Raw genomic sequence first — 22,659 nt, 5'->3', positions numbered from 1 at the left:
CCACCACCCGACCCTCGAAGGAACGCCATGATGCCGTCACCGTGGCTCCAGATCACCATCGAGCTGCCCGATCCGGACCAGGCCGAGCACACCGCCACCACCCACCTCGCCCCCATGCTCATGCAAGCGGAAGCCGACAGGCACATCACCGGCTGGTTCTTCATCCGCAAGACACCCCAGTGGCGGCTGCGTTACCTCCCCAGCAACGCGACCACAGCAGCACGGGAGCACCTCTTCAGCCACCTCGACGCCCTCATCCGTGAACGGCACATCACCCGCGCCGTCGAGGTCGTCTACGAACCCGAAACCCGCGCCTTCGGCGGCGACCACGCGATGGCGGTCGCCCACCGACTGTGGCACGCCGACAGCCAACACGTACTCGGCTACCTCGCCACCACCGCAACAGAGCCCGCCACCCGTCGACGCCGCGAGATCGCGATCCTGCTCGCCAGCACCCTGCTGCGCGGGGCCGGCCTCGACTGGTACGAACAAGGCGACGTCTGGTTCAAGGTCGCCCACCACCGCCCCCCACCCGACACACCCAGCCCAGACAAGACCCTGGCTCTCCAAGCAGCGCTGCGCCGGCTCATGAGCACCGACGCGAGCAGTCTCACCCACCCGGCCCGGCCACACCTGATAGGGGCGGACTGGGCCGCCGCCTTCACCACCGCCGGCCGCGACCTGGCCCATCTCGCCGACACCGGCGACCTCCACCGCGGGCTGCGCGACGTCCTCGCCCACCACGTCATCTTCGCGATGAACCGGATCGGCCTTCCCGCGACCACCCAGGCTGTCCTCGCCACCCACGCCGCCACCGCCATCTTCGGCCCAGAACCCACCACCCCACCGGGCGCACACGCCACCAACCAGCACTCGCACGCCGCGACGGCTACCACGGCCAGGGCGGGAAGCGGTAGCTGATGGACCCAACCGGGGCGCAAGCCCGCAGATTCCCCCTCGTCGCCCGACCCCGACCCGCCTGCACCCCACTGCCCCAACGGGTCGCCGACCTGACCCACCGCGCTGCCGCCGCCACCCGCGACCACGACCCCGCCACCGCGACCGCCGTGATCAACCTCGCCGCGCTGCTCGCATCAGACTGCGGACGACCCGACCTGGCCCACCAATGGTCGACACGGCTCGCCCGCTCCGCGCTCGCCCACCCCGCGCCCGACTTCCGAACAGCAAGTCACAGCCTCGAACCCATCATCAACCTCGCCCGTCTACGCACCCGCGTCGGCGACGGCACCGGAGCGTGGAAACTCCTCGAAGCCCTCTACCGCGCCGTCGCATCCCGCACCGACATCACCATCGATGGCATCCTCATCCCCGCCGCACGCCTCACCCCCGGCCCCACCACCCACCGCGAACTCCGCCAATGGCTCTGGACAGTCCTGCTGTCCAGCGGCGCACACGCTCTCGCCACGGCCGGCCGTTGGGACGACGCCTACCACCGGCTCCAACAACACAACGGCATCGGCCGACGCATGCTCGACGGCCGACAGATCGCCGTCATCGCCCATGCCACCACCGGCAAACGCACCCGCGCCCTGGAACTACTACGTGACACCGCGCCAGGCGAACCGTGGGAACACGCCGTCACCGCAGCCCTGACCCTGCTGTGCCAGCCAGCGGCCACCATGAGCACCACTCAACGACACGCCGTGGCCGCCTACCAGAGGCTGGACACCGCGGCGGCCGGCCTCGTCGTGTTCCACACCCGCCTCGGAATGTGCCTCGTCGACGCGCTCGGCGGCGTCGAGCAGCCTGCCGCACAGCCCATCGTCGCCGACCTCATCGAACGAGCCCGCAGCGACGGCTACGCCGCCCGGGACGTCCTCGCCCACCCCGGATGCCGTGCCATCCTCAACCAGCGACAAGCCGAACAACTCACCGACCAAGTCACCGCCTGCGGCCTGGGTGCCGGCGGCATACCCGAACCCTTGCTGGTCGACCTCGTCGGCGCCCTGGAAGCCGCCGAAGCCGTCATCCGTGAAACACCGACCGAGACTGGACGGCTCCCGGACGCGGACGACGCGAGAAGCCGTCCGGCGAGTCATTCCTTGTAACGGGACCAAACCATAGGCCAGCCCCACTACGGAATGCTGGCACCTGACCAGTGGATAGAGCTGTTACCGCCTCAGCTTTGCCAGTGACGTGGCCGTGGGTCGTGGCGGTAGGGGATGCTGAGGCATCGACGTTGGGCGTGGGGACGGTAGAGAATGGGCGGTTGGAGTTCGGGCTGGATCCCAATCGTGGATGCTGGGCACCCGCAGGGCCAGTTACACCGCCCGCTGGCCGGGTTCCCTGGCTACACGATGTGCGGCGAACTGGTGGCCGACCCGTCGGCGCTGCAGCGCCGACGGCCGGCTGAAATGGACGAGTGCCGCCCCTGCGCGATCCTGGCCCGGGGTGCCCGCTCGCCGACAACGCCAACGCCGCAACCGGACCGGTGGCATACCGGCTGGGCTGTCCAACTCCGCGACGACCAGCCGATCGCACACCGGCCCGACCCAGACGACCCAGCCGCGTTCATGTGCGGACTGGCCATTCCGACGGCGGCGTACGAGCTGCTGGCTGCCCGACCGACTGGCATCAACGAGTGCGGCCGGTGTGCGCTGACCATCAGCCGGGCACGCAAGAAGGCCCGCAGGACCCGACTCGGCACACCATCGCAACCGCTGGGCAACCTACCCGACCCGGAGCAGGCCGACCGGCGCGATCGGGCTCGCCAACGCGGCAGCTCGGTGCGTACGGTCACGGGCGGTCTACCCGGACTCGGCAAGCAGCACCACTGACACGACGATGGCCGCCGGGGAGAGAACAGCACGGGTGACCGCTTCTGCCCTGCACGCGCTCGGCTCCTTGCAGGAAGCCGTCCCAACAAACACGGAGATCTACGCAGGTCCGGTTCGGTCAACGAGGCGGCACCGAGACGTAGTCCAAGCGAGGGCCGACTTCATGAACGTCGCGCCATCCCCGGAGTGCAGGGTCGCTGATGACGGCCCCGGCTCGACAACGCCTGCGCGATGGACCTTAAGGTGTCAGCTCCGGGCTGCGCCTGTAATCCTTGCTGCCAGAACGCTGGCCGGTCGACTCGCCGGAACGGTCGGCTGGCTCGAACACCCAGCTTCCATGCAATCACCACCTTCAGGACCAAAGGGTCGAGGCGGTCCGTCGAGCCCACGCCGGGGTCGGGCCAGCACTGGTGGATGTCCCCGGGCGGCCTCGACCCGCCCAACGACTCGACTGGATCGCCCGGCGGGTCGACCCGCTCGGGGCTGACCAGCCCGCTATTCTCCGCCAGGGTGAGCGCACCACCGACACACCCAGTTGACGTACTCCTGCTCCTCACCGACGCCGACCAGGTACTCCTCGCGCTACGCGCCGGCACCGGCTACGCCGACGGGCAATGGAACTTACCCAGCGGGAAACTCGAACCCGACGAGGACGCGATCAGCGCCGTGATCCGCGAGGCCCGCGAAGAGATCGACCTACGGCTCTCCCCGGACGAACTTCGGCTCGTCACCACCGTGCACCACCGCAACCCCTCCGGCCGCGGCCGCGTCGGTCTCGTCTTCACCGCTGCGCACAACCCCCACAAACACGGCCAGCCCATAAACGTCGAACCACACAAATGCGCAGAAATCAAATGGTTCCCGACAGTCCGCCTGCCCGCGAACACCTACCCGTACACCGCGGCGTGCGTTCAAGCCTTCAACGAGGGCGTCCCCCTCGCCCTGGACGGCTGGGGGCCTGTGGCACCTCGGTGATCGTCGCCGTCACCGGGGGCAGAATGACGCCGGTCTGCCGGCATCGACACGGTCGAACGCATCGCCGACGACCTCCACATCCCCGGTGGCATGCCGGCCCCGAAGCGCGATCTCGGTGTTGGTGGTCGCCGATCTGCCTGGCGACCTTGCGGTTAGGTGCTGTCAGGTCGCGTAAGGTGAGGTTCAATTGCGACAGGCGGTCGGAAACTTGTCGTGGCGGGACCGATCGGAGTGGGCGTGGACGGTGCCGAGGAGGCCAACAGTCGCGGTGTCAGCGCGGGTGGTCAGGTTCCAGGGCCGTCGTCGGTGTCGAACGAGTTCTCCGGGTCCGGGGTTGCCGGCGCGGTGGTGCAGGTGGGGCATCAGGTCGGTGACGTGATCGTGTCGCTGCCGCCGGTGCCGCCTCGGGTGGTGCGGGTGCCTCGGCAGGTCCCAGCGGCGGATCGGTTATTCGTCAATCGTGTCCGGGAGTTAGGACGGTTGGACGATCTTGGCCTTCCTGCGGAGGGCGGTGTGCCGCCGGTACGGATCTCGGTGCTCAGTGGGCTTCCTGGGGTGGGTAAGACGGCGTTGGCCCGGCGGATCGCGGAGCGGGTGGGGGCCCGGTTCCCAGGCGGTGAGTTGTTCGTCGACTTCACGGCACTGCGGTCGGAGGTGGGTGGTGAGGCTGCGGTGGCCGAGGCGCTCGCTGGTTGTCTGCGTGATCTGGGTGTGGACGGCAGCCACCTTCCCGCAGGGGCCGCCGAGCGGGTGAACCTGTTCCGGACCTGTACGGCGGAGCGTCCGATATTGGTGGTCCTTGATGACGTGACCGAGCCTCGACAGGTCCGTACGCTGCTACCGAAGGCGCCCGGCAGTGCCGTGGTAGCGACGAGCGCGCATCGGGTCGGTGAGCTGCAACTGGATGGCGCGGAGCTGGTGATGATCGATCCTCTGGATGAGGTGAGCGCCCGGGAAGTGCTCGTCGCGGTCTGTGGCGTGGATCGTCTCGGTGAGGACCCCACGTTGGTGAGCGAGTTGGTCGAGTTGTGCGCTGGCTTGCCGATCGCGTTGCGGGTAGCGGCGGCGCGGCTGGTGATAGAGCCGACGTTGAGCGTGGCGGAGTTCGTCGCGGAGTTGCGCGATGGGTTGGACGCGTTGTCGTTGGACGGCCGGTCCGGGGTCTCGATGGTGTTCACCGCCGCTTATCAGGCGCTGCCGGACGACGCGGCACGCGTGTATCGGCTGGTGGGCCTGGTATCGGGTCTTGAGTTCGACGCCGAGGTGGCCGCCGCGCTACTCGGCGTTCCTGTGTCGCGAGCGCGGGCAGCGGTGGCCGCGCTGCGGGCGGCAAATCTGGTTGAGGAGTTGCCGCAGAGCCGGTGCAGGCTTTTTGGCCTGGTGGGTCGGCACGCCGCCGAACGCGGACGGGCCGATGAGTCATCGCAGACAGCGGAGCCGGCGCTGCGGGCGTTGGCGGACTTCTACCTGGTGCGGGCCGTGTTCGCCGATCGGGCCGTGATGGGTTCACGGTTCCGACTTGCCGACCTTGGGTGGCTCCTCGCCGAGACGGTCGACCCATTCGCCTCCAGCGAGGCGGCTGCGGCGCAGGGGTGGTTGTCCCGGGAGCGGGCCAGCCTGATGGCGGTCCTGCGGCTGTGCGCGGATCGGGGGTGGTCGGAGCGGGTGTGGCAGTTGGCCGAGGCGTTGACCGCCCTGTACCTCAACGATCGACGTCCGCTTGACATGGTCGACGTGTGTGGTCTCGGCGCTCTGGCCGCGCAGCATCTCGGCCGGGTGGATGTCGAGGCGCGGATGCGGACGATGGCCTCCCGAGGGCTGCTGGACCTCCATCAGCTCGACCGGGCTCGGGACGAGTTGGACCTGGCGCTAACGCTGGCCGAACGATGCGGCAACCCGGTGTTGCTGGCCTCGGTGTGGGAGTTCCGGGGCCGCTACCTCGACAAGGTCGACCCGCAGCAGGCCGTCGCCGCCTACCAGCGATCCATTGAGGCTAATCAGTGGGCAGGCGGCCCGGACGGACGGCGCGGCGCGGCTTTGGCGACCTACTTCCTCGGCTGCTCGCTCGATGCGGCGGGCCAGCACGAGCAGGCGCTCACGCCGCTGCAACGGGCGCTGGACGAGCTGCGTGAGATCGGCGATGTACGGATGTCCGCACGAGTCCTAGCGAGCCTTGGCGCCTCCTACGCGCGACTGGGCCGCGACGCGCAGGCCGTCGAGACGCTGGCAGAAGCTGTGCGGGTACTGGCGGCCCGAGGTGCCTCGCACTACGAGGCGCAGGCGCTCGAAACACTGGCCGCCGTCGCGCAACGGCTCGGCGACTGGGAAACCGCCCGACGGTCACTTACCCGGGCCGTGCAGATTCTGGACGGGACCCGTGACCCCCGTGCGGACGAGCTACGAGCCAGGCTTGCCCTTCAATCCGACCCAGGGAACTCCTGAACAGGCCCGTTCCGGCTTGGCCGCATGCTGCAGCTCAGGTGGTTACTCGTCGGCCTGCTTCTGATGATCTGACCGAACGGGTCCTGCTTTTCACTGACCGCGAGGTCCGCTTGTGTACGAAACAGCCGGGCCAGTTGGCATCGATCGAGCTGCGGGTGCATGTGTGGGCGAAGCGGTACGCCGGCAGGGTTGTCGACTAGCCGATCAGGCGTCGGCCTTGAGGATGTCGCCATGTTCGTGACGCAACTGCGTCAGTAGCAGGCTTCCCAGGCCGAGCACGCCGAGGGCGTAGCGCTTGGCGTCATCGCGCCGCTGTATCCGGTGCCGGTCGACGTTACTCAATGCCTGAGCGAAGCCGACGCCGAGTGCCCGCCAGCCTTCGCGTTCACTGGCCTGCCGGCCGAGCCGGTAGTCGCTCGCGTCCCCGAACACATCGGTGTAGAGGGCTTTGCCGACGAGGTTGCCGTCGCGTCCCTGCGGGTTACCGGCCCAGCTGCGGATCTGGTTCTCCACGAAAATCGCGGTCTGGCTGGCCACCATCGCCCACTGCTCGTCGTCCACCAGGGTCTTTACGTGCGCCCAAAGTTCAGGGTCATACGCGTGCTCGTCCACCGGCTCGTCGCCACTGACCAAGCCAAGCTCATACACGGCGGCGTCGACCAGACCAAGTGCTCGTGTCATGCCCCGCCGTCGGGCATTATCGAACGACGACTGCGGCGTCCGATCCGTCACCAGGCCGAGTGTGTACCGAACCTTGTCGAAACGGTCGACGAGGTTGTTGCTAACGCCCAACGCTCGGACCAGAATCCCGCGCACCCGCCCCTTCCAGGACTCGAACTCCCCAGGCTGACGGACGAAACCATCGGAGGCCTCGGCCTCCGCCTTCAGCTTGGTCAACTCCTGGATGGCAACCACAGGACGCATGGCGGGAGCCTACTTCCACCCGGTGACACCAGCCCTCAGCGCACCGGCACCACCATTCCGGACACCCCGGGCACGTCACGGATCGCCCCAGTTTCGACCGAGGCGCTCCCGGAGCGCGTCCGGGCTACATTCGTCAGGTCGTTTCTACACGCAGTACGAAGGACGTCTGCCTGCCTCCAATACGAACCATGACCTCGCCGTCGCGCAGTGTTTCGAGGCGTAGGAGGGTGTAGATGGCCGCTGCCGGCAGCATCGGATCATGGAACTCTTCGGACGTCGCGGTGACCCGGCGGCGATCGTCTAGCACGGCGACACACGTGTGACCAGATGAAGCCGCGGTGAGCCGGACGCCTGGATTCCTGTCCAACTCGGCGATGGCCCAAGCCGTGGCGGTTGCCTCGTCGCAGGTGTCGCGTCGCACGATGACCGAGGCGTTCTCCACCGACCGCAGGTCCGCCTCGTCGTCGTAGACCGCCCGGTGCCGCAGCACCCGATCCGTCTCATCCTCCGGGTACGGCTCGACCGCCGCCGGATACCGGCGCACCACCACCGCTGCGGCGTCCACCGTGGTGTAGACGACAAACGAGGCGACAGGCGAGCGCTCCGGGACCGGGACCGGCCAGGCGCGCACCGCCGCCGCCCCGGGAAGGGCAGGAAGATTCAACCGCTCGTACAGCAGGTCCCGCAACGTTGCGCTGGCCTGCCCCACCAGAGCGAACGCCTCCCCGGTCAGGGCCGCGAGACGGCCCGGCCGGTGCTCGGCTATGGCGGCATCGAGTTGCGATCGTATCGACTGCCCCGGATCCAGCCGGTCAGCGAGACGCCCCAACTCGGCCATCGCCGTCGCGGGAACTGCCTCGTCTCCGAAAGCACCCAACAGGATCGGCGCGCCACTGGCTGCCGCATAGAATGTCACCGATCCGTGGTCGCCCACCACCACATCCGCGGCGACCACCGCTGCCTGCCAACCGGCGGTCGGCGGCACCACCATCAGCCCGGCCTCCCGCGCCCGCGCCAGCCACGTCCGGACCTGCCACGGACCGTGCCCGAACCACACGTTCGGATGCAGGATCATGGCCACCTGGTACTCGTCTGACGGCAAGGCAGCGAGCACCTGCTCCGGCAGGTTCCGCCACTGCCCCCACAAAGACTGACTCCGCCATGTCGAGGACAACACCACCAACCGCCGGCCGTTCTCAACCCCCATGCTCCGCCGATAGCGATCCCGCCACCGCGCGCTCGCCACGAACCGGTCGTACGTGAGGTCACCGGCCACCACAGCCCGGTCCGCCGCCAGCGGCGACACCTGCTTCAACTGCGCGATCTGCCCCGGATGCGACACCACCATTACGACGTCATCCCGCCTAGCCATCCGGTCCGGGACCACACCCGAGACGCGGACGCCACCATCGCGGCCAGGGACCAGCTTGTGGAACCCCACCCCATGGGGAAGAACCACCATCGGAGCCACCACCCCGGCAAGCTCCACGTTCTCGCTCGCCGTCACCACCAAGTCGGCGCCGACAGTCGCCACGCGGTCCCACGAGACGGTCTTCGCCCCGACCGACACCAGCAACTCGCGTACGCCATCACCAAAGACCGAACCCGGATCCACCGCGAAGACGACCTGAACACGCACGTCGTCCCGGAACAGGTCCAAGACCTCCAGCAAACGAACCGTCGACGTCACCGTCCGGCCTACCGCCAACACGATCCGGGCGCTCGACACCGTCGCCCACCGCTGAGCGTCCGACCCCACCGGTACCCGGACACCCAGCTCACCCGGCACGATGGCCAACCACCGAGCGGGGGGACATCGGTCCATAGTGACCCGATGAGCAGAGTTCTGCTACCCGGCTCCCGGCTCCCGGCTCCCGGCTCCCGGCTCCCGGCTCCCGGCTCCCGGCTCCCGGCTCCCGGCTCCCGGCTCCCGGCTCCCGGCTCCCGGCCATTATTGGCGACCTGGTAACTATGCACTATCTAATACCATTATTTGGAATGAAGATGTAGCAGACTGATAACTATCGTGCATGCCCGCCGAGACCATCCTTTACGTGGTGTTGCGAGGCGTATTGACACCCCGAAGGCGTCTGTTTGGAGCACGATTGCTCGATCGACCGGACAGCATTGCGGCTTTATCGATCAATGGGCTCTTGGTGCAGGGGGTGTACCACCGAAGGTTAGGGGACCGTTGATGGTGTGAGCCTGAACGAGCCCGCCGCTAATCTCCGCCTGCCCGCCGACCGTGTTCGTCACTGCGTTGTGCCCTCGCGCCAAGGGCGCGGCATCCGTCGTCCAATCCCCAAGCCACTGGGCGAACTCGGCATCGTGCTCCGCGAGACGGACGATCTCGCCCACGACCGACTCGATGTCCACAGTGTCACCGACTGCCACCGCGCCTTCAATCGCGGGTGCGTCGCCTCCGAACCGTCTGCGGACCACGGCGAGCAGCGAGCTCCATGCCTGCCTACCCGCCTCACCCGCTGCCCCACTGGCCAGGGGAATTACCGTAGCCGCCAGAACACCCGCCGTTACCGGATCCATGGTTCTCCCTCGTCAGCATGCTCTCGCGTGTCCACGGTAACGACCGGTGCCTCACCACGGCCAGCGTCCACCAGCCCCACGGTTCCAGAGAGATGCTGGTTGACCCCATACGGGCTGGGGATTGGTTGCAACGGGAACCGTGCTGCGGCGCGGATCTCGTCGGCCACGGCGGGATCGGCCCTTCTGCAGTCCTGGATCAACGGTCGCGGGGCAGACCATCCTGTCGTGATGGTGGCGTTGTTGGGTAGAGCTCCATCCGTCCCACCTCGTAGGCGAGGAAGAGCGAGTCCTTGTGCGATGGACCTCGTGCGTCAGCCACGGGCTGCGCCAGTCACCCTTGCCGCTAGTTGCTCCACGGGCAGCGTTCCGTCGAGGATGATGGTGCCGTCCGGCAGATTCTGAGCCGCTTGGGCACACCGATCCACCTGGGCCAGCCGCCATGCGCGGACCTGCGCGTCCCGGGCTGGGTCCTGTGGCCACAACGACTGCGCCTCGATCCGTCGGCGAATCACGTCGGTCGGAACAGTGATGAAGTAGTGCGCGACGTCCATGCCACAGGTACGCAGCCCGGCGAGGATCTCATCGAGGTAGGGCCACACAACGACGGTCATCGGGACGACCAGTGTCCGCTGGTACTCCTGCGCGAGTGCGACCGCCGTGCCCACGACGCTGCGTCGCCATACCCGCAGGTCCTGGAAGTCCCCGCTGGGCGGTAGCGGCACGATCTCCCGGAGCATGAAACCAGGAAGTTCGGCGTCGAAGAGCAGCAGCTGGGGATCGTCCGCGATCAGCTGCTGCGCCAATGTCGTCTTCCCCGCGCCGAACGCGCCGTTCACCCAGATCACCCGCACGGACTTGTCTCTCCCGTTGGTTTGAATGTTCGCCTCTTTAACGTTATCGGCGGCGCGGCGTAATGTGCCAGCAGCCGGTTGCGGGGTTTGTAAACTGGCGCGGTCAGTCACGGTGGGCGCAGGGGAGAAAGGTGAATCGTGGTCACGAAAGCGGTTGTCGCTGTTGCCGGTTTCGGTTCCCGGTTCTTCCCGGTCGCGAAGACCGTGAACAAGTGCATGCTGCCGGTTCTGACCAAGCCTGTCGTGCAGTACGCCGTCGAGGACTGCGTCCGTGCCGGGGTCACCGAGATCGCCATCGTCGCCGCTGCCGGTCAAACAGGCGAGCAGGTGCGCCACTACTTCAGTCCCGATCCGGTGATGGAGGCGTACTTCCGTGACCGGGGTTGGGCCGACAAGTGGGCGACCGCCGCCGGCCTGCCGGGCATCGCGGACATCACGTTCCTGGAGCAGAGGCGTGACGGCCGCTACGGCACGGCGGTGCCCGCCATGATCGCCGTCGACTTCATCGGGGACGACGACTTCCTCCTGGTGACCGGTGACGACCTTCTCCTGCGCGGAGACGGTGGCAGCGACCTCGCCGACCTCGTGTCCCGCCGCGCTGCGACGGGCAACTCGGCGGCGATGGCCGCCGCCGTGGTCGACGGCAGCAAGGCGAGGCTCTACGGGGTGGTGTCCACCCGCGACAGCGCCACCGGCACCCGCCTCTACTCCGGGATGGTCGAGAAGCCGCAGGACTGGGGTGAGCCGACGGCGTTCGTCAACATCAGCCGGTACCTGCTTCCCGGTGCCATCGCCCCGTACTTCCGGGCACTGCGGCCCGACCAGGAGACGGGCGAGTTCCAGACGACGGACGTGATCAACGCCTACGCCGCCGACCACGACGTCCTCGTTTCGCCCGTCGTCGGCGACTACTACGACTGCGGGAACGTGTCGGGCTGGCTCGCGGCGAACAACGCCGTCGCCCGTGTCGCCGGCATGACCTCCTGACTGGCTGGCGTCATCCGTTCAGGGGCGCGGTCGCGACGGTCGACCATCGGTAGGTGCGGTCTTCCCGGCGTAGTGCGATCAGCGAGACCTCGCTGATCGTCGCCGTCACGGGGGGTAGGTGCCGCAGTTCGGCCAGCCGGGCGCGGATCGGCGCGGTGGGTGCGGGCGCGCCGCTGTAGGCGATCGTGACGTGGGGCCGGAACCCGTCCGCTGGTTCGGGAACGACGGGCCACACCGCGGCGATCGCGGCTCTGATGGTGGTGCGGACCCGCTCGACGGGGTGCCAGGGTTGGACGAGCAGGCCGATGCCTTCGGCGTCAGGGTCGACGGGGCCGAGGGACAGCTTCAGCGGTGGCAGGGCGGCGCACCGCTGGCGGGCTTCGGCGACGATCGCGTCGATGTTGTTGTCGGGTACTTCGCCGGTGAAGCCGATGCCCTGGGTGGTCAGGTGCAGGCCGTCGAGCGGCACCAGGTCCAAGCCGGGCAGCGGAGCGAGTCGCTGTTGAAGGTCGGTGACGTGGTGGTGGAGTGCGGGCTGCTGTTGGAAGGTGAGGTGCCAGGTGTAGAAGTGGCGGCCGGCGTGCCAGCCGGGACGCCAGTACCAGTGCTCGGTGAGGGTGGGCAGGTCCTGGTATGTGGTCCACCGCTGTCGCAGGCTGGTCAGTTCCCGGCTGCTCATGTCGGCGATCGTAGGCCCGCCGGTGGCGCGATGCGGGGCTGTGTGCGGTCGGCAAGCAGGTTCGCGACGTCCTGTATCCGCGGGTGGTGGCGCAGGGGGTGAGCAGCGGTGAGGAACTGGTGGGTGCGTTGGTGGACGGATTCGAAGCGGTGCTCGGCGGTGAGTGCGAGCGCCTGCATCGCCAGCTCGGCCGCCTGTTCGGGGTCGCCGGCGTGGAGGTGGGCGGTGGCCAGGTCGAGGCGGCTGAGCGCTTGCGGTCCGCGTAGCTGAGCGGTGTCGAAGGCGGCGATGGCGGTGGTCAGGTGCCCGACGACGTCGGTGGTGTGACCGAGGGCCAGGTAGGCGGTTGCCGCGTTGGCCGCAGCCCGGGTGGGGCAGTACGGGCCGAGGGTGAGACTGCTGCTGACCTGCCCGTCCGGCGGGTGTTCGGCTAGCAGGTCGAACGTCCGGCCGACAGCACGGTCGACGCCGTTCCGGTCGCCGAGGTGGGCGAGTGCTCGGGCCTGCCCGTTGACGGTGAGACGGATCCGGTGGGGGCCGGTGTCGGCGTGGCGGAGGCCGTCTTCGGCGTAGGCGAGCGCGTCGCGGTGATTGCCGGTGTAGAAGGCGATCAGGCTTTGGGTGGCGCGGGCCCATGCCTGTGTGTCGGGTTGTTCGGCGGCGTGGGCGAGGTCGAACGCTTCGGCGGCGTAGGCGTGTGCGACGCCGAAGGCGCGCAGGTCCAGGGCGAGGGCGGCGAGGAGCCCGGACAGGTGCGCGGCGGTGGTGTAGAGCCGAGCGCGTTGTGGCGGGTGCTGCCGGGCGGCCATCAGCTGGTCGACGCAGACCCGCAGTGGACGTAGCCGGGCGACGAGGGTGGCGGGTGGGCAGCGTTCATTGTCGGCGATCGCCTGCCGGACCTCGTCCTCCAGGTGCGCCAGCCGGGCGTCGTCGTCGGTGGCAGTGGTCAGCGCCGACCGGCGGGCGGTGATGGCGTCCTCGGACTCCCACCACGCCGCCGCGCTGGTGCTGCCGGGGGGATCCGCCGGGCGGTGGCGGTGGTGGTGCAGATCGGCGATGCGGTCGTACTCGGCGGCCAGCACACCACCGGTGCGCAGCACATGGTCGCAGCGGGTCCAGAACGGCCGCTCGGGATGCTGCCGGCCAGTCTCGGTGTTCGCCACCGAGCTGCGCCCGTACTGCACCAACCGGGCGAGGCTGTGCTGAGTGTGGCCGGCGTCTTTACGCAGGTGAGCGAGGTGACGGCCGAGCGCGCGACGGGCGGCGATGATCTCGTCGTGGTCGACCATCGTTGCCACCCCCGGGTTGCCGCGGTCACGATGAGCGCACACCATAGCTGCCCCGGGTGACACTTTCCGCGCTGCCCGCGACGGCCCCCGCCCGGCGGTCGGCGGTGGTCGCGCGGGTTCTCGACGCCCTGTCGGCAGGTCGGGGCGGCGGTGCTAGCGGTGTTGGAGTTGGTGTCGGAATCTGCCGACAATGTCAGCGCACGGCGCTGCGGGCGTGTCGCCCCTGCCGCGCCCTACCGTCTCCGCATGCCCTCCGAACGCCGCGATGTCACCGCCGATCTGCCCCGTAAGCGGATGGGCGCCGGGCTGCTGATCACCGACGCGGACGAGCGGGTTCTGCTGGTCGAACCCGCTTACAAAGCGGAGTGGGAGATCCCCGGCGGGTGCGTCGAGGCCGACGAGTCGCCGTACCAGGCCGCAGTCCGGGAGTGCCGGGAGGAACTCGGTCTGGACCTGACGCCAGGCCGCCTGCTCGTCGTGGACTGGGTACCGGCCCGCGACGGGCGCACCGAGGGCGTCATGGCCGTCTACGACGGCGGCACCCTCGACGCCACCGCGACGGAACGGATCGTGGTGCCGCCCGGGGAGTTGAAGGGCTGGGCGTGGTCCGACCCGCTACAGACCGCCCGGCGGTTACGGCCATTGCTGGCCCGCCGGGTCGCCGAGGCGCTGCGCGCCCGCGCTGACGGGTGTTGTTCCTACCTCGAAGACGGCGTCCGGATCACCTGAGCGCAGGCCGACCGGGGCACTTCCCGCAGGAGGCGCGGCTTCGGCGGCGCCAGCCGAGACCACCGACGGGGCATGCACGTCCCGCCGTCCGCCGTCGAAGAACCACCACCGTCGTTCACCCTGCCCACCTACGGGAGGTACCGCCATGCCCAAAACCGTTCGCCCCGATCGGACGCCCGCCAGTCCCGAACCGCCACAGCGGGATTCGGTGCTGCCGGAGTTGCGGGAGGTGTGGTGGGAGACCAGGGTACGGGCGCGGGCGCAGGCCGGCCTGTTCGCCGTCTTCTCCGAGCTACCCCGCCTGGTCTGGGCCGCGCTCGTGGTGAGCTGGCGCGCCGACCGGGTGCGCACGTCGGTAGTGGCGGCCACGACGGTCGGCGCGGGGGTGATGGCCGCGTTCGGGCTCCTCGCCGCACAGCGGGTTCTGGTGGAGCTTTTCGCTGGCGGACCGACCGCCGACAAGGTCACGGCCGCGCTGCCCGCCCTGGCCGCGCTCGCGGCGGTGACCGCGTTGCGCGCCGGGATGGCCGCCGCGATGGGGTACGCGCAGAACGGCTTGACGCCGAAGGTGGACCGGGAGGTCGAACGCGGGCTGTTCGAGGTGACGACCGCGGTGCGGTTGGAGGCGTTCGACGCCGACGCGTTCGCCGACGACATGGAGCGTGCCTCCCGCGGCGCGAACTCCACCACCGGCCTGGTGCAGGCGTCGATGAATCTGCTCGCCGGTCTCGCCGGTGTCCTCGCCGTCGCGGTCGCCGTCGTGGTGGTCCACCCGCTGCTGCTCCTCGCCCTGCTGGTGGCGACGGTGCCGAACGGGTGGGCGTCGCTGCGCGCCGGGCACCTGCGCTACCAGACCTACGCCGCCGGATCGGTGCGCCGTCGGCGGTTGTGGCTGCTGCACCGGCTGATGGCCGAACGCGACTCCGCCCCCGAACTGCGCTCCTACGGGCTGCGGGGGTTCCTGCTCGACCAGTACGACCGGGTCATGGCCGTCGAAACCGGCATCCAACTCGCCCTGGCGCGGCGGGTCACCACGACCACCACCGTCGGCGCGATGATCGGCGGGCTGGCGACCGCCGTGGTCTACGTCCTGCTCGGCCTGCTGCTCATCGACGGGCAGATCCCCCTCGCCGCCGCCGCGACCTGCGTCATCGCCGTGCAATCCGCGCAACGGTCCCTCGCGGTGGTCACCTTCCAGGTCGACCGGGTCTATACCGAGGGGCAGCACTTCCGCGACTACACCGGCTTCATGACCCGCGCCACCGACTACCTGCCCACCCACACCGACCCGACCGCCAGCACGCCAGCACTGGACCGGCTGGAGGAGATCACCGTCGACGCGGTCAGCCTGCACTACCCCGACCGGGACACCCCGGCCGTCGACCAGGTCAGCCTGAGAATCGAGGCGGGACAGACGGTGGCGTTCGTCGGGGAGAACGGCTCCGGCAAGTCCACCCTCGCCACCATGATCGCCACCCTGCGCACCCCCACCGGCGGTGGCGTCCGCTACAACGGCAAACCCGTCGATGACTGGGGCATCGACGCGCTGCGGGCGAGGATCGGGGTCGTGACGCAGGAGTACCACAAGTGGCCGTTCACCGCCGCCACGAACATCGCCGTCGGCGACATCACCACCAACGCCGAGCAGGATCGGATCGAGGCAGCCGCCGACCGCGCCGTCGCCCACAACATGATCAGCGAACTGCCTCAAGGCTACGAGACGCTGCTCGACCGCACCTTCGCCGGCGGCCAGGACCTCTCCGGCGGCCAGTGGCAGCGCATCACCGCAGCCCGCGGGTTCCTCCGCGACGCCGACGTGCTCATCATGGACGAGCCGTCGTCCGCCCTCGACCCCCGTGCCGAGGACGCCCTGTTCCAGGCCATCCGCGACCGGCAGGGGCACGCCATCACCATCCTGATCACCCACCGGCTGGCCAACGTCCGGCACGCCGACCGCATCTTCGTCCTGCACCACGGCCGGCTCGTCGAGTCCGGCACCCACGACCACCTGATGAACGCCGACGGCCGGTACGCGGAGTTGTTCACCCTCCAGGCCGCCGGCTACGACACCACCGGGTCCGCCGCGGCGGTGCCTCGCCAGACCGCGACCGCCTGACGGAGCACACACCATGACGACGTCGAACCCCACGAAGCCGCCGCCGCCCACGTTGGTGATCATTCGAGGGAACTCCGGCAGCGGGAAGACCACGACCGCCCGCGAGGTACGCCGCCGCTTCGGACGCGGCGCGGCCCTGCTGGAACAGGACTACCTGCGCAGAATCGTGCTCCGGGAACACGACAGTGCCGGCATCGGCCCGGTCGCCCCGGCGTTCACCACCGCGACTGCGCGCACGGCCCTCGACCTGGGCTACCACGTCATCCTCGAAGGCATCCTGCACACCGAACGCTACGCGGCCGTGCTGCACCAGCTCATCGACGACCACTCCGGGCCAGTCGCCGTGTTCTACCTGGACGTGTCCTTCGACGAGACCGTCCGTCGCCACCTCAGCCGCGACGAGCCGATCCCCGTCACCCCCGACGAGATGCGCACCTGGTACACCCACCGCGACCTGCTCGACACCCCCGGGGAAACCGTCATCGGCGAGACCAGCACCCTCGAACAGACGGTCACCACGATCCTGCACACCAGCGGCCTCACCACCGCCATACCGCAGACGCCCTGCCCCCGACGATGCCCGCACTGCGCCCGCAAGGCCGACCAGACGACCACCGCGACGGAGGCTCCTTGACAACGCGCCCGGACCGGAAGTCATAGACACGAGACCTCGCCCTGGTCCCCCTCAACGCATCCAGGGCGTACACATCCAAGAAGGTGGGGACCGCACCGATGAGAGATACGCTGCCGACGTCTCGACGGACAACCGAGGTGACCAACACGTTCGTGATCGATGGTGTTCCGGGACGGCTGACCACAGCCGTCGCGCCCAGCGGCGAACTCGGTCACGTCGACCTGCGGGTCGGTACACACGGCTCCACCCTGGCCGGGCTCACCGACGCCCTGTCCACCGCGATCACCACCGCACTCCGCGCAGGAGCACCCCCAACCGTGTTCGTCGACGCCTTCCTCCGCACCCACTACATTCCGGCCGGCACCACCGGCGACCCAGACGTGCCCCATGCGACATCGTTGGGCGACTACCTCGCCCAACGACTGCACCACAACCACCCCGACAGGCCGGAACGCCCATGACGGCGCTGCCCGCCGGCCAGGCCGATCCAGCAGACATCGAGCGCGGCGACGAGCTACGGGAACTGGTCAGGGCCGACGTGCCGCTGATGCGTGCGCTGACCGTGGTGCGGGACTCGGGGCTGCCCGACGCGTGGATCGGCGCGGGTGTCCTACGCGACCTGGTCTGGGGACGCCGCTACGGCACCGGGTTCGACCTGCGCGCGGTGCGGGATGTGGACGTGGCGTTCTTCGACCCCACCGACCTGAGCCGGGACAACGACGACTTGGCTACCGCCCGGCTGGCCACAGTCGGGCGGGGCCTGCCATGGGAGGCGAAGAACCAGGCCGCCGTACACACCTGGTACCCGCGACGATTCGGCGGACCGTCCGTCCCGCCGTTTCGCGGCATCGCCGAGGCGGTAGCGACCTGGCCCGAGTACGCCACCGCCGTCGCGATCCGCCTCGACCCCGACAACTACCTCGCGGTCTGTGCGCCACACGGCCTCGATGATCTCCTCGACGGCGTGTGGCGACGCAACCCCACCCGAGTCAGCGAACAGACCTCCCACGAGCGGCTTTCCCGGCACAGCCAGCGCAGCGGTGGCCGGGAGTCCACGTCACCACCGGCCCTCCCACACGCGGGGAGGACTGGCGGCGTTGTTCGGGTTCCTCGCCCTCATGCGCCTAGCCCACCGCGTCCCCGACGACCATCCGTGACGCGGCCTGTGGTGGTGAGATCAGGCGGTGAGGCGGTCTTTGCTGGCGAGTCGCCGGCTGGCCAGGATGCTGGCGGTGATGGTGGCGAGGTAGAACGCGCCGGTGATCATCAGGAGCCAGGTCCACGGGATGGACAGGGTGAAGCCTCGGAGCTTGACGGCGGTGATGACGACTGGCGGCACGGCGATGAGCGCGGCGAGTGCGGTGCTGACCAGGATGATGAGGCCGTTCTGGATGAGTAGGACGTGGCGGGCCCATCGTGGGGATACGCCGATGGCGATGAGGCGGCCGAGGTAGCTGCGCAGTGTGATCACTTGGCTGCGTGCGACGGCCATGGTGGTGGTCAGGACGATCGCGGCGAGGCCGAGGACGGCGGTGTAGTAGGCCGGGGGGACCTTGATGGGTTCGGGTGGCTGGTAGATGCCGACTTGCAGCGGGTCGAGTCCGTTGTCGATGGCGGCTTGTTCGGCGGCGGTTGCCTGGTCGTCGCTGATGTCGGTGAACACGACCGCAGCGGGGGTGATGGTGAGGTTGAGGCGCTGGGCGGTAGAGGCGAGAAGTAGTCCGCTGACGCCGGCGGTCCATGCTGGTTCGAAGGTGGTGTGGTTCGCGGGTAGGGCGGGGCTGGTGGCTGTCACCCGGTCGCTGGTCAGGTCGTGTGTGAGGAGCGGCCGTTGGGTGGGTCCGTCGTCCCAGACGAGCAGGCCGCCGTGGTGCAGTGTCTGGATTTGCGCGTCGGTGAGTGGGTGGTTGTTCAGGCGGCCGGCCTGTTCGGGGGTGTCGACTACGAGGACGGCGCCGATGCCGGCGTCCTTGACCGTGACGTGCACCTTGTCGGTTGTCAGGTATCCGGTCTTCACGGGTGGTGCGGCGGTGGTGAGCCGGGTGGAGACGGCGGCGACGACCTCGGGAGCAGGAGGTTGCATGGCCCCGCCGGGTCCGGAGAGGACCACCTGATGTGGCGCGACGGTGGGGACGATGTCTTCCTGCGCGGTCGTGATCAGGGTGGCGAGCAGGGTCATCATTCCGAGCGGGGCGCCGAGGGCGGCGGTGAGGACGGCGACGGCGGCGACGGCTCGGGTGCGGTCGTTGTGCAGCTGTTGGCGGCCCAGGCGGGTGCGGGGTTCGGTGATGGGCAGCAGGCGGATTGCCATGTCGACGACTTCGGGGGTGAACAGCAGGACGGCTGCGGCGAGGGTCGCCGTCAGCACCATGGCTTTCGGAACAGTGTCGAGCATGCCGATCTGGATGATGATCGCGATGCCCGCGAGGGCGGCGGCGACGCGGCGAACGGCCCTGCCGTTGATGCGCTGACGGTCCTTGGGTGTCTGTCGGGGTGGCGCGGTCTCGGCCGCTGGTGCTGGCATGGGTCGGGGGTGGCCCAGGTGCAGGAGGAACGCCGCGACCAGGCATGCCACGGCGGTGACCGCGAGCAGCCGGCCGGCCGGGGCGAGCAGGTCCGGGAATGGGGAGATCGGTCCGGGAAGGAATCGGTCTACCACCGGTCGGGCGACGGCGCCGAGACCAACGCCGGTGGCGACGCCAGCGGCAGTTGCGGCTAGGGTCCACACCGTTGTCGCGGCGGCGACACCTGCGGTGGCGGTGGTTCTGCTCATCCCGACCGACGTCATGATCGCCATGCTGCGGCGCAGGCGGCGGGCGTTGAGGCCGAAGACGGTGAGCACTGCCAGCAGCGGTAGTGCCAGCGATGGGATGTCGTAGGCGATCGGGAGCCGGTCGGTCCACGACCGGCGGGGTTTCGTCAGCTCGTCTGCCCGGGTCCGCACCGCGGCGGCGAGTTCTGTCTCGACGGCGGCGGGTGTTGCTCTGGGCAGGTCGCCGGCGATGACGGCGGTCACCGACGTGAGCATTCGCTGCTGGTCGCCGCCGTTCCAGTGCAGTGTCGCGGTGGCCAGGACGGTGGAGAAGTTGTGGGCGGTCGCGTCGCTCAGCGACGCCCAGGTGCCGTTCGCGGCGAGGATGCGTGGTGTGGCCCCGAACAGGTCCCGGGCGACGCCGACGACGCGCAGCCGGTCGTTGCCGGAGAACACGGTGAACGACTCGACCGGTCCGAGGACCCGCCGCAGCGCGTCGGTCACCAGAACCTCGCCGGGTCGGCTGGGCCACCGCCCTTCTCGCAGCTGGTAGCGGCGGGGAAACGGGTCGGCGGGCCAGGGGGCCTCGGTGTAGAGGGTGAACGGCGGGCGGGCCATGTCCGGACGCACGTCGAACGAGGCCAGCGTCACCACCGCCTCCGACGCTCCACCACCGCGGGCCGCCCCCGCCACCTGCTGGACCACCTGGGCGTCACCCGGCCGGATCCTGGTGACGTTGGTCAGGTCGACCTGCGAATCGAAACGCCCGAGATCGCGGTCGGTGACCTGCCGCGGGGACAGCGTGAACGCGTTCAGGGTGACGAACACCGCGACCAGCAGCGCGGCCGTCACCGCGACCAAGAAGGTGGACCGGCCCAACGACCTGCTACGCAGGAATCTGCGCGCCACCGAGACGACCAGCCGGATCCGCACGTCAGGCTGTCCTCTCCGCCGCCAGATCCCGGCGAACGACACGGCCGTCGACCATCTCGTACACGGTGTCGGCGTACTCGCGGCACATCATGTCGTGAGTGCAGACCACCGCCAGGGTGCCCTGGTCGCACAGCTGCCGCAGCAGCACGAACAACGCCCGCGAGTTGGTGGAGTCCAACGCCCCGGTCGGCTCGTCGGCGAGCAGCACCCGCCGGTCGCCGACCAGCGCCCGGGCGATCCCCACGCGTTGCCGCTGCCCGCCGGACAACTGGCTCGGCAGGCGACCTCCCAGACCTTCCAGCCCAACCCTGGCGAGTTGCTGGTCGGCCTGTGCGAGGGCTTCCCGATAGGGCACACCGGTGACTTCCAGCGGCAGCGCCACGTTCTCCCGCGCTGTGAACTCCTCGATGAGGTTGTGGTCCTGGAATACCACCCCGACGCTGGTCAGACGCAGCCGCGCCCGCTGGTCCTCGTTGAGCCGACCAACATCGGTCGACTCAACGAGGATCCGGCCGTCGTCCGCCTGATCCAGCCCCGCGACGAGGTTCAGCAACGTCGACTTGCCGGACCCGCTGGCGCCGAACACGCAGACGAACTCGCCCGCCCGCGCCCGCAGGTCCGCCTCCCGTACGGCCCATACCGTCTCCGAACGGGTCACGAAGCGACGGCTGACACCCTCGACGGCGAGCAGGGTCTCAGCGGCGTCGGCCGGCGAGATCAGCACCCGCGATCGGTCCGCCACGACGACAACTCGTCACTGTCGAAGACGTTGATGTTGTCGTCCTCGCTCAGCTTGCTCATATTCACGCACGCACCTCCACCGTCGTGGTCGTAGTACCAGGCGGCATTGGTGCTCGTCCGGTTCTCCCACGAGTCCATGTGATCGTTCGCGGCGGCACTCACATTCTCGATACCACCACCGGGCCCACGCGAACCCAGGAATCCGACCCAGTTGTTACCATCGTAGATGCAAACCAGGTTGGATCCGCAGAACGCGGGGTTTCCGGCCGACGCGGCGGCCGGGAACGCCAACCCTCCGGCCGCGATCACCGCCCCCGCCAACAGCACTTTACTGATACGCACGCGCTCTCCCTCCGTGGGTCTGACAGCCTAACAACCACCAGGCAGCGACATTGCATGCGGAGAACATAATTCTTCACATTCCAATAAGTCAATTGATTGCCTGGCCATGCTTTTGCGAAAGGTGAACTTCGCGACATGACACATATTCATGCCGTGCGGCCGGCGGGAATTTCAGTGGAAATAATCCCGCGAAGGTGGCGACGATCGTCGCTGGTCGCGCCGCGAGGTTCCTACGCTGGCGTTACCGCAGCCTTCTTGATGCCCTGTTAAGCGCGTGCGGCGCCGATACTTCCTGTGGGTGCTGGCCGGGCTGCGCATCGACCATCGGCTTCTGCGCTTTCGCGTCGTGCACCCCCCTGCGTTGCCGGGCTGCGTGCTCAACGCTGGGTGAGCAGATGGTCGTACGGTGCGAGTCGGACGCTGGCCGCCTGTCGGCGCGCAGTGCGGCGAGGCCGTTGCTGGGCCGGTTGCGGTGGCAGAAGTTCGGGCAGAACCATATAGATCGTGCTGTGCGGGACACCGACGAGCTTGGCGATGGCGCTGATGGGCCGGTCCGGCTCGGTGAGCAACTGGCGAGCGTAGGCGACTTTCCGGCGTCATCGCCTGCGGCCCGCCGAGACGTTGGTCGCGGGCGCGACCGGCGGCTAAGCCCTCTGGTGTTGGCCACGATGATCGTGCTGATGAACTCGGCCAGGGTGGTGACGACACTGGGCGACAGGAAGCGATCACCTACGCCCGCGACGTCGGCGTGCCCGAGGCGCAACTCGACTGGCCCTGCTGATCGGACGGGTTGGCTAGGCCCGTCGCTCGACGGGAGGTGTGCCGGATGCGGTTGGTGGCGTCGGAAGCCCTGGTATGGGATGACCGTCGCCGCCGGCATCGGCTACTGTCAGCGTGCCGTGAGGGAAGCGTAGCGAGCGGTG

At 68.9% G+C, this 22,659-nt stretch carries 19 protein-coding genes and 1 pseudogene; 11 read left to right on the top strand and 9 right to left on the bottom strand.

Features of this window, described 5'->3' with window-relative positions; all coding sequences use genetic code 11:
* The first annotated feature begins 30 nt into the window (after window positions 1-30).
* From ACIG87_RS26685 to ACIG87_RS26665, 5 genes are all read left to right on the top strand, one after another.
* On the top strand, window positions 31-921 hold the full coding sequence (locus ACIG87_RS26685) for a thiopeptide-type bacteriocin biosynthesis protein (RefSeq protein ID WP_396854154.1): 891 nt from the start codon (window positions 31-33) through the stop codon (window positions 919-921).
* Window positions 921-2,069 (top strand): hypothetical protein, encoded by a 1,149-nt coding sequence (locus tag ACIG87_RS26680; protein WP_396854152.1) that lies wholly within the window; start codon window positions 921-923, stop codon window positions 2,067-2,069. Before ACIG87_RS26685 ends, ACIG87_RS26680 begins: the two co-directional genes overlap by 1 nt.
* 186 nt (window positions 2,070-2,255) lie before the next feature.
* Window positions 2,256-2,798: a hypothetical protein gene (locus ACIG87_RS26675; RefSeq protein ID WP_396854151.1), complete on the top strand. Its 543-nt coding sequence runs from the start codon at window positions 2,256-2,258 to the stop codon at window positions 2,796-2,798.
* Window positions 2,799-3,308: 510 nt separating this feature from the next.
* The gene (locus ACIG87_RS26670; protein WP_396854149.1) at window positions 3,309-3,773 is read left to right on the top strand and encodes an NUDIX domain-containing protein; all 465 of its coding nucleotides are present in this window, start codon (window positions 3,309-3,311) and stop codon (window positions 3,771-3,773) included.
* 237 nt (window positions 3,774-4,010) lie between these two features.
* Window positions 4,011-6,215 (top strand): tetratricopeptide repeat protein, encoded by a 2,205-nt coding sequence (locus tag ACIG87_RS26665; protein WP_396854147.1) that lies wholly within the window; start codon window positions 4,011-4,013, stop codon window positions 6,213-6,215.
* A gap of 204 nt (window positions 6,216-6,419) precedes the next feature.
* Here ACIG87_RS26665 and ACIG87_RS26660 read toward each other — a convergent pair whose 3' ends face one another.
* The 3 genes from ACIG87_RS26660 to ACIG87_RS26650 all read right to left on the bottom strand — a co-directional run bounded on the left by ACIG87_RS26660 (window position 6,420) and on the right by ACIG87_RS26650 (window position 10,519).
* Window positions 6,420-7,139 carry a TIGR02391 family protein gene (locus tag ACIG87_RS26660; protein ID WP_396854145.1) on the bottom strand — a complete coding sequence of 240 codons (720 nt, stop codon included), beginning with the start codon at window positions 7,137-7,139 and terminating at the stop codon, window positions 6,420-6,422.
* Between the two features lie 133 nt (window positions 7,140-7,272).
* Window positions 7,273-8,937 carry a hypothetical protein gene (locus ACIG87_RS26655; protein WP_396854143.1) on the bottom strand — a complete coding sequence of 555 codons (1,665 nt, stop codon included), beginning with the start codon at window positions 8,935-8,937 and terminating at the stop codon, window positions 7,273-7,275.
* Between the two features lie 1,057 nt (window positions 8,938-9,994).
* Window positions 9,995-10,519 (bottom strand): AAA family ATPase, encoded by a 525-nt coding sequence (locus ACIG87_RS26650; protein ID WP_396854172.1) that lies wholly within the window; start codon window positions 10,517-10,519, stop codon window positions 9,995-9,997.
* Window positions 10,520-10,672: 153 nt separating this feature from the next.
* On the opposite strand from ACIG87_RS26650, the gene ACIG87_RS26645 reads away from it, so the two are divergent.
* Window positions 10,673-11,521, top strand: coding sequence for a sugar phosphate nucleotidyltransferase (locus tag ACIG87_RS26645; RefSeq protein ID WP_396854142.1), 849 nt, complete (start codon window positions 10,673-10,675; stop codon window positions 11,519-11,521).
* Window positions 11,522-11,531: 10 nt separating this feature from the next.
* Here the strand turns inward: ACIG87_RS26645 and ACIG87_RS26640 are convergent, their stop codons facing one another.
* Window positions 11,532-12,200: a 2'-5' RNA ligase family protein gene (locus ACIG87_RS26640; RefSeq protein WP_396854141.1), complete on the bottom strand. Its 669-nt coding sequence runs from the start codon at window positions 12,198-12,200 to the stop codon at window positions 11,532-11,534.
* A complete protein-coding gene (locus tag ACIG87_RS26635; RefSeq protein ID WP_396854140.1) occupies window positions 12,197-13,489 on the bottom strand; it encodes a helix-turn-helix domain-containing protein in 1,293 nt (430 codons plus the stop codon). Before ACIG87_RS26635 ends, ACIG87_RS26640 begins: the two co-directional genes overlap by 4 nt.
* Window positions 13,490-13,735: 246 nt before the next feature.
* Here ACIG87_RS26635 and ACIG87_RS26630 point away from each other — a divergent pair, with 246 nt between their 5' ends.
* The 5 genes and pseudogenes from ACIG87_RS26630 to ACIG87_RS26610 form a co-directional block, all read left to right on the top strand.
* Window positions 13,736-14,218 (top strand): NUDIX domain-containing protein, encoded by a 483-nt coding sequence (locus tag ACIG87_RS26630; protein WP_396854138.1) that lies wholly within the window; start codon window positions 13,736-13,738, stop codon window positions 14,216-14,218.
* Between the two features lie 145 nt (window positions 14,219-14,363).
* A complete protein-coding gene (locus ACIG87_RS26625) occupies window positions 14,364-16,334 on the top strand; it encodes an ABC transporter ATP-binding protein (protein ID WP_396854136.1) in 1,971 nt (656 codons plus the stop codon).
* 13 nt (window positions 16,335-16,347) lie between these two features.
* Window positions 16,348-16,968, top strand: a complete 621-nt coding sequence (locus ACIG87_RS26620; protein ID WP_396854135.1) for an AAA family ATPase — start codon at window positions 16,348-16,350, stop codon at window positions 16,966-16,968.
* A 137-nt stretch (window positions 16,969-17,105) separates the two neighbouring features.
* Window positions 17,106-17,429, top strand: a complete 324-nt coding sequence (locus ACIG87_RS26615; protein WP_396854134.1) for a hypothetical protein — start codon at window positions 17,106-17,108, stop codon at window positions 17,427-17,429.
* Window positions 17,426-17,932 (top strand): annotated as a pseudogene (locus ACIG87_RS26610) (nucleotidyltransferase family protein); the annotation flags it as partial. The gene ACIG87_RS26615 and the pseudogene ACIG87_RS26610, both read left to right, overlap by 4 nt.
* A 213-nt stretch (window positions 17,933-18,145) precedes the next feature.
* Here the strand turns inward: ACIG87_RS26610 and ACIG87_RS26605 are convergent.
* The 4 genes from ACIG87_RS26605 to ACIG87_RS26590 all read right to left on the bottom strand — a co-directional run bounded on the left by ACIG87_RS26605 (window position 18,146) and on the right by ACIG87_RS26590 (window position 22,305).
* The gene (locus ACIG87_RS26605; RefSeq protein ID WP_396854132.1) at window positions 18,146-20,653 is read right to left on the bottom strand and encodes a hypothetical protein; all 2,508 of its coding nucleotides are present in this window, start codon (window positions 20,651-20,653) and stop codon (window positions 18,146-18,148) included.
* Between the two features lies 1 nt (window position 20,654).
* Window positions 20,655-21,395 carry an ABC transporter ATP-binding protein gene (locus tag ACIG87_RS26600; RefSeq protein ID WP_396854130.1) on the bottom strand — a complete coding sequence of 247 codons (741 nt, stop codon included), beginning with the start codon at window positions 21,393-21,395 and terminating at the stop codon, window positions 20,655-20,657.
* Window positions 21,371-21,736 carry a peptidase inhibitor family I36 protein gene (locus tag ACIG87_RS26595; RefSeq protein WP_396854129.1) on the bottom strand — a complete coding sequence of 122 codons (366 nt, stop codon included), beginning with the start codon at window positions 21,734-21,736 and terminating at the stop codon, window positions 21,371-21,373. The genes ACIG87_RS26600 and ACIG87_RS26595 overlap by 25 nt, the downstream gene beginning before the upstream one ends.
* Before the next feature lie 377 nt (window positions 21,737-22,113).
* Window positions 22,114-22,305, bottom strand: a complete 192-nt coding sequence (locus ACIG87_RS26590; RefSeq protein WP_396854127.1) for a hypothetical protein — start codon at window positions 22,303-22,305, stop codon at window positions 22,114-22,116.
* Window positions 22,306-22,659: the final 354 nt, after the last annotated feature.

This window comes from Micromonospora sp. NPDC051925 (assembly GCF_044548625.1).
Classification (GTDB): Bacteria; Actinomycetota; Actinomycetes; order Mycobacteriales; family Micromonosporaceae; genus Micromonospora.
The sequence above is the reverse complement of the archived record's forward strand: the minus strand, read 5'-3'. Positions and strand labels throughout refer to the sequence as shown.

What these genes read in the sequence shown, in the direction of transcription:
- ACIG87_RS26685 (WP_396854154.1), top strand. Translation starts at nt 31, where the DNA reads ATGCCGTCACCGTGGCTCCAGATCACCATCGAGCTGCCCGATCCGGAC.
- ACIG87_RS26680 (WP_396854152.1), top strand. Translation starts at nt 921, where the DNA reads ATGGACCCAACCGGGGCGCAAGCCCGCAGATTCCCCCTCGTCGCCCGA.
- ACIG87_RS26660 (WP_396854145.1), bottom strand. Translation starts at nt 7,139, where the DNA reads ATGCGTCCTGTGGTTGCCATCCAGGAGTTGACCAAGCTGAAGGCGGAG.
- ACIG87_RS26640 (WP_396854141.1), bottom strand. Translation starts at nt 12,200, where the DNA reads ATGAGCAGCCGGGAACTGACCAGCCTGCGACAGCGGTGGACCACATAC.
- ACIG87_RS26635 (WP_396854140.1), bottom strand. Translation starts at nt 13,489, where the DNA reads ATGGTCGACCACGACGAGATCATCGCCGCCCGTCGCGCGCTCGGCCGT.
- ACIG87_RS26630 (WP_396854138.1), top strand. Translation starts at nt 13,736, where the DNA reads ATGCCCTCCGAACGCCGCGATGTCACCGCCGATCTGCCCCGTAAGCGG.
- ACIG87_RS26625 (WP_396854136.1), top strand. Translation starts at nt 14,364, where the DNA reads ATGCCCAAAACCGTTCGCCCCGATCGGACGCCCGCCAGTCCCGAACCG.
- ACIG87_RS26620 (WP_396854135.1), top strand. Translation starts at nt 16,348, where the DNA reads ATGACGACGTCGAACCCCACGAAGCCGCCGCCGCCCACGTTGGTGATC.